This window comes from Endozoicomonas ascidiicola, assembly GCF_001646945.1.
Lineage (GTDB): Bacteria > Pseudomonadota > Gammaproteobacteria > Pseudomonadales > Endozoicomonadaceae > Endozoicomonas > Endozoicomonas ascidiicola.
Genome location: NZ_LUTV01000003.1, coordinates 270,080 through 283,475, shown reverse-complemented (window position 1 = coordinate 283,475; position 13,396 = coordinate 270,080). Strand labels below are relative to the sequence as shown.

At 46.1% G+C, this 13,396-nt stretch carries 14 protein-coding genes; 5 read left to right on the top strand and 9 right to left on the bottom strand.

All coding sequences use genetic code 11. From position 1 onward, the window contains the following. Nucleotides 1-86: 86 nt before the first annotated feature. Genes AKL11_RS08805 through birA form a run of 3 tightly spaced genes read right to left on the bottom strand, consistent with a single transcriptional unit; the run spans nucleotide 87 to nucleotide 2,508 of the window. Entirely contained in the window at nucleotides 87-782 is a 696-nt protein-coding gene (locus AKL11_RS08805; protein ID WP_067516527.1) for an SPOR domain-containing protein, read from the bottom strand. An 11-nt stretch (nucleotides 783-793) separates the two neighbouring features. Next, the gene (locus AKL11_RS08800; protein WP_067516525.1) at nucleotides 794-1,522 is read right to left on the bottom strand and encodes a type III pantothenate kinase; all 729 of its coding nucleotides are present in this window, start codon (nucleotides 1,520-1,522) and stop codon (nucleotides 794-796) included. Between the two features lie 8 nt (nucleotides 1,523-1,530). Continuing rightward, nucleotides 1,531-2,508: a bifunctional biotin--[acetyl-CoA-carboxylase] ligase/biotin operon repressor BirA gene (gene birA / locus AKL11_RS08795; RefSeq protein ID WP_067516523.1), complete on the bottom strand. Its 978-nt coding sequence runs from the start codon at nucleotides 2,506-2,508 to the stop codon at nucleotides 1,531-1,533. 214 nt (nucleotides 2,509-2,722) lie between these two features. Between birA and AKL11_RS25615 the strand changes: the two genes are divergently transcribed. Further along, complete coding sequence (locus tag AKL11_RS25615; protein WP_067516521.1) at nucleotides 2,723-3,676, top strand: DUF1186 domain-containing protein; 954 nt, start codon at nucleotides 2,723-2,725, stop codon at nucleotides 3,674-3,676. A gap of 49 nt (nucleotides 3,677-3,725) precedes the next feature. Here the strand turns inward: AKL11_RS25615 and AKL11_RS08785 are convergent, their stop codons facing one another. From AKL11_RS08785 to AKL11_RS08765, 5 genes are read right to left on the bottom strand one after another with little or no spacing between them, the layout of a single operon-like run. Beyond that, nucleotides 3,726-4,700, bottom strand: coding sequence for a CNNM domain-containing protein (locus AKL11_RS08785; protein WP_157673477.1), 975 nt, complete (start codon nucleotides 4,698-4,700; stop codon nucleotides 3,726-3,728). 43 nt (nucleotides 4,701-4,743) lie between these two features. After that, on the bottom strand, nucleotides 4,744-5,850 hold the full coding sequence (locus AKL11_RS08780; protein ID WP_067516517.1) for an extracellular solute-binding protein: 1,107 nt from the start codon (nucleotides 5,848-5,850) through the stop codon (nucleotides 4,744-4,746). A gap of 50 nt (nucleotides 5,851-5,900) precedes the next feature. Beyond that, complete coding sequence (locus tag AKL11_RS08775) at nucleotides 5,901-6,737, bottom strand: ABC transporter permease (RefSeq protein ID WP_067516515.1); 837 nt, start codon at nucleotides 6,735-6,737, stop codon at nucleotides 5,901-5,903. Then, nucleotides 6,737-7,609, bottom strand: coding sequence for an ABC transporter permease (locus AKL11_RS08770; RefSeq protein WP_067516514.1), 873 nt, complete (start codon nucleotides 7,607-7,609; stop codon nucleotides 6,737-6,739). The genes AKL11_RS08775 and AKL11_RS08770 overlap by 1 nt, the downstream gene beginning before the upstream one ends. Continuing rightward, on the bottom strand, nucleotides 7,606-8,676 hold the full coding sequence (locus tag AKL11_RS08765; RefSeq protein ID WP_067516512.1) for an ABC transporter ATP-binding protein: 1,071 nt from the start codon (nucleotides 8,674-8,676) through the stop codon (nucleotides 7,606-7,608). The genes AKL11_RS08770 and AKL11_RS08765 overlap by 4 nt, the downstream gene beginning before the upstream one ends. Before the next feature lie 376 nt (nucleotides 8,677-9,052). Between AKL11_RS08765 and AKL11_RS08760 the strand changes: the two genes are divergently transcribed. Next, nucleotides 9,053-9,883, top strand: a complete 831-nt coding sequence (locus tag AKL11_RS08760; RefSeq protein WP_067516510.1) for a glycerophosphodiester phosphodiesterase — start codon at nucleotides 9,053-9,055, stop codon at nucleotides 9,881-9,883. A gap of 44 nt (nucleotides 9,884-9,927) precedes the next feature. Then, a complete protein-coding gene (locus AKL11_RS08755) occupies nucleotides 9,928-11,022 on the top strand; it encodes an ROK family transcriptional regulator (protein ID WP_067516508.1) in 1,095 nt (364 codons plus the stop codon). A 49-nt stretch (nucleotides 11,023-11,071) separates the two neighbouring features. Here the strand turns inward: AKL11_RS08755 and AKL11_RS08750 are convergent, their stop codons facing one another. After that, the gene (locus AKL11_RS08750) at nucleotides 11,072-11,344 is read right to left on the bottom strand and encodes a BMC domain-containing protein (RefSeq protein WP_067516506.1); all 273 of its coding nucleotides are present in this window, start codon (nucleotides 11,342-11,344) and stop codon (nucleotides 11,072-11,074) included. Between AKL11_RS08750 and AKL11_RS26620 the strand changes: the two genes are divergently transcribed. Next, complete coding sequence (locus tag AKL11_RS26620; protein WP_366556853.1) at nucleotides 11,277-11,579, top strand: restriction endonuclease; 303 nt, start codon at nucleotides 11,277-11,279, stop codon at nucleotides 11,577-11,579. The two genes, AKL11_RS08750 and AKL11_RS26620, sit on opposite strands and share 68 nt — an antisense overlap. A gap of 239 nt (nucleotides 11,580-11,818) precedes the next feature. Continuing rightward, a complete protein-coding gene (locus tag AKL11_RS08745) occupies nucleotides 11,819-13,192 on the top strand; it encodes a hypothetical protein (protein ID WP_067516504.1) in 1,374 nt (457 codons plus the stop codon). Nucleotides 13,193-13,396: the final 204 nt, after the last annotated feature.

Below are 13,396 nucleotides of genomic sequence, written 5' to 3'. Positions count from 1 at the left end.
TGATTAAGCTTTCTCTCAAAAGCGTTTAATCCGTCTCTTTCGACCCGGTGACTGTCTCCCTCAGCGCGAGGCGTATACTATTGAAACTATTCTTCCGTTGCAATGCTTTTGCAGTTCTTTTTTCGTTTTTTCGCATCCGGATAGCGGCTGGACATTTGTTCCCAGAAGCCTGCACCGACCTTTTCATCAACCGCAGAATCCATCTCCAGCCACCATTGTTCCGGGGAATGAGACAGTTCTTTAATTTTAACAGTGTAGCCTGTATCAGATAAACGACGCTGTACTGATTCCGCATATTCCTTTTTAGAAAACAGCCCTAAAGAAATACCGTTATCCAATTCACCATAAGTGATAACAAAGCTGTCTATTTTCTGCGCGTGCAACTCTCTCAACATTCGAGCGGCAGCCACTCTGCTGGGCAAGGGTGGAATGTGCACCCAGTAGTCCTTCATTTCACTCGTTGCATCCGATCGCTCCTGGCTATCCACCCCTATGGAAAACAATTGCTGCTTTATTGCATCCACATCTAACGGGCTATCAAACGGGCCGACAAAAAGACATTGGCCGTCTGATCCACCAGAAATATCCAGATGATAGGGCGCTTCCTGTCCAGGCTTCTCTTGCTCCATCATTTCAGACAGCAATACCAGCCGTCCACCGGCGCGCTCTTCATAATTAAAATCTGTTTCCGACAAGCGATAACCTGCTCTGGATTCTTTATAGGAGCCCCAAGCAAAATATCCAACGTTCAGAAAAACCAACAGCAATACAATCCAGCGCATTTCTCTCTCATTTAATCAAACGCTAACGCTATTCCATCCATAACCAGTTCCGGCCGATATTCCCATTCGCCACCAACAAAGCGGCTCAGCAACTCACCATCGCCACCGGTAAGACAGACAATCGCCTCCGGATAACGATCAACCTGAGCATTAATCATTGCGGATACCATAGCCAGAACACCATTATTGATACAATCGGCGGAGTTCCACCCCGGTGTAATCTCAGAAGCTGTCGCCTCTATTAGCTCAAGCTGCGCCGTCGATGTGCTTAGCGCTTTTTTCATCAATTGAAGACCTGGCACAATAAAGCCACCCTGATGAACACCCTCACCACTAACAACATCAACCGTCATAGCAGTACCACAACTAACCACCAGCTTGGTTTTCTCCTTATATTTTTCAGCAGATGAATGATGAGCCGCCAGCATCGCCAGCCAGCGATCGACACCTATCGTCGTGTAAGCCAATGATAAGCCAAGTTGGCCATCACTGACCTTAACAACGGATAATGGAATGCCTGACTGAACCTCAATAACCTGACACAACATCTCAAGCCGTTCTTGACCAGAGACAATAGCCAATCTCGCCTGACGCACAGGCGCAAGCTGTTTCAGCACATCCGAAACCTCACCCTGAACATCACTATCATTATCAATCACTCCGCGAGACGTAATGTCGCCAGCGTCACGCAGCCGCCACTTCAATCGGGTATTACCAGAGTCCAGTTCAAGTATTCTCATACTACCTTCTAAACCTGTTCCCGCAGAGACACTTCACCGCCGCTATAAGCCAACACCCCATCAGCATTCTCCAGCAGCAGCGCGCCATGCTGATTAACACCGCCGGCAATGCCCGCGACTTTTTTGCCCGATGCATCAAGCATGACTTTTCTACCAGCAAATGCATCATAAGCCAGCCACTGTTCACGAAACGCAGCAAATCCGCTTTTGCCAAAACCATCCAGCATGTGACTCAGCTCATTTATAACGGCTCCGGCAATCCTGTTGCGGCTCACCGCCTTGCCGCAGATCCGCGTCATATCCACCGCAGGCTGACCAATGCTGTCTATTTGCTCATTGGTCAGCGCCACATTAACACCAATACCAATAATGACTTCACACTCACCGGTAGGGTCACCATGAACCTCCAGTAAAATACCACTGAGTTTCTGATAACCATTTTCGGACTGCCAGAGCACATCGTTCGGCCATTTCAGCTTTAAATGACTGGCGCCGCAGGATTCCAGCGCCTTTACCACCGACACCCCAACCGCCAGACTAAGCCCTTCCAGAGACGCCATCCCTTCATTAATAAACCAGCGCAAAGAAAGGCATATGTTCGAGCCAAAGGGATTATTCCAGACTCGGCCACGACGACCACGCCCACCACTTTGATATTCCGCCAGACACACGGCCTTTAAGTCAGGGCGATCCACAATAATATCCCGCACCTGATCATTGGTAGAGGTTGTCTCCAGCAGAGCCTGCACTTTTACCGATGCTGCCGTGTCAACATCCAGATAATCGACAATCTTTTCCTGACTCAGTAACTCAACACCCGGATGCAACCGGTAGCCACGACCTTTTACGGAATCAAGGGTTAAACCCAGCGTCTCCAGGGATTTTATTTTCTTCCACACGGCAGCCCGGCTTACGCGAAGGGACTCCCCTAGCGCCTCACCGGAATGAAAGCGACCATCCGCCAGCAAATTCAGTAATTCTTCCATTGAACGTTCGGACCACCAGAAGGCTGCACAGAATAGTTCAGCTCGCAGACAAAACGAACCGGGAATTCTGTCATTAGTTGAAAATGTGATTTCTGCCGCATTGGGTTAACAGTCCACCAAAGTTACCGGCATTAGCCAGAGTAGACTATTTATTCCTGCAACGAACGTCTATCCTAACGCCCATTATATTGATCGAATTTTGGATAAGCAGGCCATGCCCCTTTCTAACGAAGAAGCTTCGAGATTAAAAAAAAGCCTCTCCCAAGTATCCAGCCAACTGCCCGTTGCCGCTCTTAGAGAAGCAGCCAGTCTGGGAGAATTAATCACCCCACTGCTATTTGATGCGCTTAACTCTGTAAAAATACAAGACAACCGCAGCAGTTCCCCAGCGCAAAGCCGGTTTGCACTTCACGCTCTCTACCTGCTGACCCAGTTCCGCGAAACCAAAGCATGGCCAGTGGTTATCGACCTGTTCAGTTCTATGAGCGCCGAAGTGAACATCCCCATTGGCGATGATTTTGACGAAGTGGTGTGCGACCGCCTGAGCCAGATCTTTGCGACATTGTGCCCTGGTGACATCCGCCCCCTGCAATCCATCATTGAAAACAGCAGTATCGATGAGTACGTTCGTGATGCAGCACTGGGGGCACTGGTGGTTCGTTACCAGCAGGGCGACCTTGAACTGCAAACACTGACCACCTACCTCCACCAGCTCTATGAATACGCGCTGGAGCATGAAAAGAATCAGGTATGGAATGCCTGGGTACAGGCATGCTACAACACACAACCAGAGTCGTTTATGACCGCCCTGAAGGATCTCTACGAAAAAGAGTGGGCAGACACTTACTACATTACTCTGGATGAACTGACTTTACGCTGTGGTGTTGACCCCGAAAAAATCAAAAAGTACGTCATGAAAGATGAAGGTGATTTTTACTGCTATCTAAATGATGCGACCAATGCGCTCAGACAACTGAGCTGCTATTCAGGCGAAGAAAATGATTTGCTGAAAAATATGGAAAACATGGTACTTCAGCAAACCACACCGAAGCATCCCGATCAGCAACAACCCGCTTTTGATATGAATACCTCAGCAGCTGGTGTTGGCAGAAATGATCCTTGCCCATGTGGCAGTGGCAAGAAGTTTAAGAAGTGTTGTTTGCATTAACTTGATGCGTATACGACGACATCCATACGAGATGTCGTCGCCCTCCGAACTACTTTTTCCCTTTTTTCAAAACTGCTTTATAGATAGCTTTCAGGCTAATTGTTCTTGGTTGCCCCATCCCCGTCACAACACACAAATTCACTTTGTTTTTCTTCATCACCTTTAATGCTTCAAGAAGTGAAGTATTAGCATCGAGGAAGCTGACGTCATTACCAATCTCTTCCAGCATCACATCTCCACCACCCATGTTCATTGTTCGTAATATGGCGCGATGGGACACAACAGCAATAGCACTGCCTGAATCCATGAGCAGATACCATTTCCGATTCAGTGTTGCTACCAGTTCACTCACCGAAGTGACCGTTGCCCTGCAATCCAGACAGTTTTTATCCGCTACCTTAGACAGCTCACCAATGGCTCTGCTCTCAGATGCCAGCACATATTCAAGCGCCCGCCTTGTATCCTTCCTCATCACACCATCATGGTTTAATTGACGCAATATGTATTTCAGCTCATGAATAGACAGCCCCTGCGGATCTTTCACCTTGAACAAACGAGCCCAAATCATGGTCACCCATCTTAAGGGCGCAACACCGATATAAATGATTCGAAGAAATAGCGACGCTTTGGGAAGGGTCTTACTCGCTAGTTGCGGCCCAAGTAATTTGGGTAACATTTTTGCGAACACTAACATGACATAAGTCAGTAGCATTGAGAACATAACCAGATAGGAATCGGTTAAATACTTTGCTGCCACCCCACCGATGATTGCACTTCCGCCAATACTGATCAGATTGATCAATAACACCATTGATGAAAGGTAAGATTGTTTATTTTGTACAATTTCTTTCAAAAGCTGTTGCCGAGGCGGTCGGGCACTCAAAATACCTGCAAGCCTGACATCATCAACATAAATAAGAATTGATTCAAGTAGCGTTAGAAAAGCAGTAACAATAAGAAGAAGCGCTGCCAGGGCCATTAACATCATCATAAATTTCGGCTCGCAAGACAGATAAAGAAGCAACCAACGGTTAGATTGAGAGGTCTAACCGTCAGCACATCATAGGTCACATAATGATTTCTTCAAGGAACGCTCGAATAGACGCATTCTTGTAGTTATTGGAAAAGAAATCAGTGGAATTTTGTCTCTGCCCTTTGCTAATTAAAGACTTAGAATCATCGGACTCAGGATGTTGCGGCGCAGAACCAAACATCTCATTCATACGACTCTGGGTTTCTTTAGACGTCAGCCACTGCACAAACAAAACAGACGCCGCTTTGTGTTTTGCATTAACCGGCACAACCACCATGTTGCCACTGCCGCCCATACCGAACTCAGGAATATAAATCTTCATCCGCTCAGCCACAGCCCCTTTTTGCTGCAAACCGTCCATATGATCTTCCCACGCCGGTGTTATAGCGATCTCACCATCATTCAGACGAGACAGACTATCCGCATTGGATGCGGTAAGAACGTACTTACCTTCAGTAGATTCAAACCAACTCCAGACTGGCTCCCAGGTTTTGGTCACATTTGCATCGACTTTATCCTGAGTATAATTTGCAACTGGTGCCAAATTACGAATCGCTGATTGAATAAACGCCTGACCAGCACCACCACCGTTAGGATCATTAAAGCCAAATTGTTCTGGATGCTCATTAATCCAGTCACTCATTTCTTCAAAGGTCTGCGGCAAAGTAGATTCATCAACACGATCCGGGTCGTATGCCAAACCAATCTGATTTCCCCAGAAGGCAAAGGCCTTGTTATCCCGTGGCTCACCGGAAAGAGTTGTTTTACGATAACCATCCTGAATCACACTCATGTCCAGCAGCATACCCATCCTGCGGAACATATCAGCACGATCCAGACTGATAGCAACGGCATCCATACGCCCAGTATCACGATCCTTCTCGGCAATGATCTTTTTCATATTCCCTTCAAGGGTACCTTCAGGAATACGAACCTTAATGCCATACTCTTGTTCAAATTCTCGTACGAAAATTCGCCACTGATCCTGTAGATACCAGACAGAAAATGTCATTTCACCTTCTTTTTTTGCCTGAACCTCGATCTCATCAATAGACATCGAACCAATGTCGTACGCACTGGCGACACTGGATGCCACACCCACAATCGAACCCAATACCAGAGATAACAGTTTCGCTTTCATATACTCTCCGTACTACTAACTACGTCAAATGTTGCTCAAACAAACATGGGTCAAGCTTTACCGGTAGACTGAGATAAATAATTACCTTTCAACAGTCTTTCTATAACAATCATCAACAGCACGTTAGGCACCAGCAGAATCAAAGAGACCACCGCGGCATCCGGGCGTACAAAGTTATATCCCAGGAACGAGAAAAGAATGGTCGGTACCGTTACAAAATCCGGCGCACCCAGCACAAATGAGATATTGAATTCCTCAATACTCTTCACCAGACAGAAAATGATGGAGGCGAGAAAGCTCGGCTTGAGCATTGGCAGAAACGCGTGCTTAAACGTTTGCCAATGGCTGGCACCCATGTCACGACTGGCTTCTATCAAATCCTGAGGTACGGACTTAAAGCCCGCGCTCATAATCCGGATGGCATAGGGTAATGACAGAACCACATGTCCAAGAACGATCCCTATAAACGGGCTATCAATCTCAAGGTTGATCAACGTGGCACTGAAGAAGATACCCACCATCATGCCCGGCATCACCAGAGGAATCAGAGTAATCAGCTCAGCAATTTTTTGTCCTCTGAATTCCATACGACCAAAAGCGTATGCTGTAGGCATGGCCAGCAAGATCGTAACAACGCCAACCACAGGCGCGATGGTGTAACTGTTAACCAGCGCTTCACTCAATGATGTGTTCTGCCACACATCCACCCAGCGCCCCAGAGAAAGCACAGGCGGCAGCACATCCGGATAACTCCAGGCATGATCCGGATCAACAAGGGACCAGAGCACCGCCATCGCCAAAGGAAGAAAAAGCCAGAAAAAATTAACCACCAAAAAGAAAATCAGAGAAATTCGAGCAATCAATTTGCCGTTTTTTGTTTCGCTCATCACTTTAACCGTCCTTTTTTAAAGGCCAGCGGATTGGTCAGCAGTGTTGTTAATACAGCCATAACGCCAGACATCAGAATTATGATCATTCCTATTACCGCAGCCGTGTTCCATTCCATATATTCATTGGCATAGAGTTGCATCAGCATGGACAGTGAATAGGTGTTTCTGGGTCCGGCAATCACAAAGAATGAGAAGTCACCCAGAGCACCAATAAAGATCAAGATGAAAGCCGCCTGAACGGCAGGAATGGATAATGGGATGATGACATCCACCAACTTTCGGAATTGACCGGCGCCAAGATCGCTGGCGGCATCCAGCACATCGGAACGAATAGAGTTCACCGCACCACTGACAAGAATCAAGGCAAAAGGCAGGTTTTTCCAAATCTGTAAGAAGATAACACCCCAGCCAAACGAATCGTTTTGCATGCGGATGGGCTTATCAATCAAACCCAACCACATCATCAACTGGTTCAGTATGCCGTGATAGGAAATGATATTAACGAAGAGAAACGCCGCCACCAACCCGGTGACAAACATGGGAGCACGCAAGACACCAATAATGATTTCTTTTCCTGCCATTGGCTTTCGCAGCCAGATAGCCAATGGATAAGACAGCGCGATGGAGCCCATAGCGCCAATAAACGACACCTTCATGGAATACAACAATGAGCTGAAAACAATGTCATCACTCAGCGCTGCCTGCCAGTATTCAAGGGAAAAGCCACTTTCACCGGTCAGATTGTAGAATCCGAAGCTCTGGGCAACCGCCATATACAGGGTGGAGCCCATGAGCATCAGGATCATCCCCAATCCTGTAGCCATCAGCGCCCAGGCTTTTAAATCCTCTTTGATAGACGCGTTGCTCATGGATTCACCTTCTCAAGAAAACGGATACCGTTTTCAGGCATCTTGAAGGTCACCGTATTATTCTCATCAAACGCCGGTTTTTTCGGCAACTGAACCCGAATCAATTCATTACTGGTTTCGAGACGGGCAAACAGGTCCGTCATGTTCCCAAGGAAAGCGAACTTATCAATCTTCAGGGTAAACGTATTAGTATCACCAGGACGTGCAATCTCAGCATCTTCTGGGCGCCAGAACACATTGATTCGATCCGCTGCAGGGGCTTTGTCGGACTTGATCCGGAAGTCGCCCAGTGAACAACTGACGTCGTAAAAACCATCATCTTCCGCAGGTAGAACTGTTGCTTCAGTGATATTGGCAGCGCCGATAAAGTCCGCAACAAACGAGTTCGCCGGGCTGTAATAAATTTCTTCGGGCGTGCCAATTTGCTCCACACAACCTTTATTCAACACCACGATTTTATCCGACATCGCCAGCGCTTCAGCCTGGTCGTGAGTCACATAAATCGCCGTGAGGTTATAACGGTGCTGCAGCTCCTTGATTTCGAATCGGACAGATTCCCTTAACTTGGCATCCAGATTGGAAAGCGGTTCATCGAACAGAATAACATCCGGCCTGTTCACCATCGCTCGGGCTAATGCCACTCGCTGCTGCTGACCACCGGATAACTGAGCCGGCATTTTATGGGCATGCTCATTAAGCCCCACTTGATCCAGCGCTTCCTGCACACGCTGCTTCTGTTCAGCAAGAGGGATTTTTTTCTGTTTAAGACCAAAAGCAATGTTATGGGAGACACTTAAATGAGGAAATAACGCATAAGACTGGAAGCACATGGACGTGTTGCGTTTTTCAGGCGGAATATCATTTATCACCTGATCCGCAATCCTGATCTCACCAGAGTCCGGAGTATGAAACCCGGCAATCATTTTCAGGAGGGTTGTTTTACCGCAACCGCTTGGCCCTAACAATGTGACAAATTCACCCTGCTCAGCAGTAAATGAAATATTTTTGGATGCGTAAAAATTACCATCAAATGTCTTTGTTAAGTTTTGAATCGTTAACTTGGACATACTTACTACCTGATCCAGGAAAATTACCCGAGTTCATATCATTCTCTGCTGGGCAGATGGGCAATACAGCATCTATCAAACAGCTTTCCGAACTCTATTAAATTTATCTAACGAAGTTATTCTATGTTTGAAACAACCCGACCTCTAGTTAGATTTTGTCAATAATGGGTTAGATATGATCCAAATCAATAAACAAAGTGTTATGAACTCGCACCAGCATGAATAACTATTGGGAAGTTTAAATATACCTGTTAAATTTATTATGAAAATGTAAATGCCGATATTCCACGGGTACTGCTCACTTAATCAGCCATACCATGCGAACAAAATTCGGTAGCCACCCATCATTTAGTCAACACAGAAAAGCAGGTTTAAGATGTCGTTTAACTTTCATGTTTCGGGATCTGGTAAGGTTCTGGCTGCAAGCCATCGGGGATACTGCGCCAAATACCCAGAAAACACGATGCCGGCATTTATCGGAGCAGTTGAGGCGGGCACCAGCTGTATCGAACTAGACGTGAATGTCACCAAAGACGGTGAGGTCGTTGTTATCCATGATCCCAGCATTAACAGAACATCCACCGGCACCGGTTTTGTCCGTGATTTAACTTATGCTGAGTTACTGGAATACGACTTTGGTTCTTATTACTCAGAAGCGTTTACCGGCACAAAAATACCATTATTGAAGGACGTTTTGGTATGGGCTGTTGATAGCGGGGTTGGTCTGATTGTCGAGATGAAAGACCGTGAACCCTCTGAACATAACATCAATGCCATCGTTAACGCCTTTAAAGCGGTACCAGGCTCAACCGAACACGCTCTTCTTCTGTCGTTTAACCATGTAAATATCAATAAAGTGAAGGAACGACTGCCCGAGTTAAAACTCGAAGTCGTGACACTGGCTCGATACGCAGATCAGCTGGATGCCGTGACCCGCTCCAACGCTTACTCAGTCTGCACCGAATACCATTACTACTCTCCGGAAGATGGCAGGGCTTATAAAAAAGCCGGTCTGACCTCTCGCATGTTTTTGCACACAGCACCGGAAGGTATGACGTCAACGGAGCTCTATGACAAAACATGGGGGCAGAATTCCAAAGAAGAAATATCCAGTTGGCTAAAGGAAGGGTTAATCGATATTCTCTGCCACGATGATGTTGAATACCTGAAAGACTTTATTAAACAAGCCGGACTGGAACCTGTATAAACACAGGAAACATCACATAGCAAAATGAGATTCGAGAGCAGTAAATGAGAGTTGAACCACTGACGCTATCCACTAACCAGAAGATGATACTGGATCTGATTCGTCGTAATGATCAGATTACACGATCAGAGATCAGTAAGTTATCAGGCCTGACGGCTGGCGCCATCACTCAAAACTGCAAAGAGCTTTCGTATCTTGGTTTGATTCGTGAGGGAGAAAAGAACAAAGGTCATCGCGGCCAGCCTTCTCTCCCCCTGCTGATCAATGAGAAAGGTGCAATTGCTGTCGGAATTTCGTTCAGTATGGGCTTTATTGATTTGACCGTGCTGAACCTGAAAGGGGAAAGCATTGTCACCACTCGCCAACCTCACGACGAAGCCCAGCCTTTTTCAAAAACACTGGAACAAGTCCAGCAGCTTATCGAGCTGACATTGAAGAGCAACTTTCTTAACCATGCCCGCATGATTGGCGTAGGTTACTCCGTCAGTGGTTTTATGATGGATGGCATACATCGGCACTGTGTAGAGCCGCTAAAACACTGGCGCACGTTGAATCTGGAAACAGAATTTCAAAAAAACGTCGACGCGCCTACCTGGGTTGAAAACAATGTGAACGCAGCGGCTCTGGGTGAGTTTTATTCTGGACAATGGAACAAAGCATCCTCCATGGCTTTTATTGAAATGGGCCACGGGTTCGGGGGCGGTGTCATCATCGATAGCAAACTCATGCCCGGCTTTTCACGCAATGCCGGCGAAATTGGTGGATTTTCACCCACTGGAATCAGGCCTTCTTTCACCAGTCTCAATAATGAGCTACATAAGCAGGGCTTAACAATTGATCCCATCAATGCAGATCACCCTGCGGTGAACCAATGGCTAACGAATATTCGGGACACCGTTTCACTCGCCACCCTGTCGTGCATTAACTGGATTGATCCGGAAGTGATTGTCTTTGGCGGAAAGATGCCAAAGGACATTCTTGGAAAAGTCGTAGATAGTTTTAAAGAAGACTATGCTCGTGAATTTGAAGCGTACCCCACCTCAAGAGCACCTGAAATTGTGGTTTCAGAATTTGGTGAAGCCATTTCGGCCAAAGGTGCAGCGATGCTGCCTATTTACCATACCCTTTGGCTAAAATGATCGAATCAGCAAGGTGTAATTGCTACTACTTGCTGATGGCCTTTAATGTTTACAGCAACTTCTGGAAAAACTCTTTAGCCGGAGATGGAATTACCGTTTTACCAATCAGCATTCCCGCGTCTCTCGACGCCATTACGCCAGAATCCACAGCAGCGTTCACCGCAGACAGCTCACCGGTCATTACAATAAACGACTTACCACCAATAGCCATAGCCAGTCGAACTTCAATCATCTTCACATCCGCCGCTTTCGTCATGGCGTCGGCAGCTTCCATACCTTTTGCAATGCTGGTGAATTCCAGCAAACCTAATGCTTTACTCATTCTGATTATCCTCGGGCAATCACAACCTGACGCTCATCAACACTCACAACCCGACCAGCAAGGCTGGCATGAATCATTGAGCCCAAATTTGTTTGGAGTTATGGCGGCTGATGATGTGCCTTTTGGAGTCTTTGCTACCTCCAGTAGTTTCAATGCGGAAGCTGAGAACTTCGCCGCTGGAAAAAAGTTGAAACTTATTTCTGGCGCGCAGTCACCACCTTATTTCTCGATTTAGCTATAAAAATATCGAACTTATTACCTTATTCGCGGTCTTAATAAACTTAACAACTCAACGAGAGAACTGTGATGAATCCAAATAACGTGACTGATTCAAGCTATCGACCAACCCCTGCCCCACGCTCGAGAAACTCACCAGACTCTCGAGCAACCCCACGGCCGCGCAATTTCCATAACCATGCAGTAGCGTCGGCATCTGCATGCTCAGTTAGAGAACCAATAGAAAACAGGGAGACTATGCCCAGCGACCAGCATTTGCACAATCGCAGTGCAACTCCTACTCCTGACAGCATGCACTCTTGCTTTAACTCTCTGGGCGAAGAAGAAAAGATGAGCGAAGACAGGCAGCTTGAAGTTGCTGAAAGAGTGGTTCGCAGCACGGAAATCTCAGAATCCGTGCCCGATACAACGAGTGACGAAGAGTTAGCAAAGGTACTTCAGCAATCAGAATATCAACAACAACCGTCAGTTAGTGCGAATTTCCCTAGTGCACCGCCTGTTGATCTTCTGCCTGAAACCAGAAACAACCAGCCGCCGCCCAATATTTTTTGCCATTCAGGCTCAATAAGGTGCATGGTGGATGGCATTAACTACAGCGGCTGTTATCATCAGGGCATATGGGTTTCTGACCCATCAGAGAATGACAATCCTTTTAGCAATCTAGAGAGTCTTAATCTATTACCATCAGGATTAGCAGCCTTGTGTGATGCTGATCTGAATACTCCTACATCTCCAGACGATCTAACGTTTTTTACTGACCTTCTTACTCAGGTCCCAGACAACCATAAAGCCATAATCATTCAAAAATATTCAGACACCCACTCATTTACTATCAATTTTGAGCAACTGCAATCTTTTATCAGAGAATCCAATGGCAGTGATATTGTTAAAATATTACAAACTTTAAAACCCCGGTTTACTGGCGAGGAACTTACCGGTTCATCAAAAGATCGGTTGATAATGGCAATTATGCCAATGGTTTCTAATTCAGATAAAGCAACAATTATTCAGTCACTGCTTGACCCGAAGACCGATAAACTGGGTATCGAGACCTTTTCATCAATCATAAACAATATAAGTAATCGTTATAAAGAAGAGCTTATAACCGCCTTGAAAACTTATCTTGTAGAGACACCCTCAAACCTAATGGCTGTTCAGATTGTCAACTCATGCAGTAATAGTTGCAAAGTGGCAGTAATTAGCAGCTTATTGAAAAATAGCATGCAATTAGTAACACCTGACGCCTTGTATGCTATTGTCTCTGGCGCAAGCAATCGCTTCAAGGCAGACATTATTAAAGCCATTAAACCTTATTTATCAGCCGAACCTTCACCACAATTAATCAATAATATCGTTCAAGATTGTAGCCGATCCTATCGGAGTGCTATACTCAACAGCCTACCGATTAGGCAAACTCACGCCATAAGCTCCTTTCAACAAGTACCAACAGACCTCCCTCCAAGTTATGCTGAATCAATATCCTCATCGGAAGGAGGTCAACAAGTACCAACAAACCTCCTTCCAAGTTATGCTGAATCAATATCCTCATCGGAAGGAGGTCAACAAGTACCAACAAACCTCCTTCCAAGTTATGCTGAATCAATACCCTAATCGAAAGGAGGCTTCGGTTTATCAGCAGCAGGCTCTGCCAACTCAACCGGTGCAGAGTTTGATGATGAACGGCTTTTAGATGTCTTAAGGAATATATCTGACTTTTATAAAGAAGGTGCATTCAATGCTGCGGTAGATAGAAACTCCAAGGTCTCATTTACTTTCTTAAAAACGGCGGTTTCGGAAACAGGCGATTTTTACAAG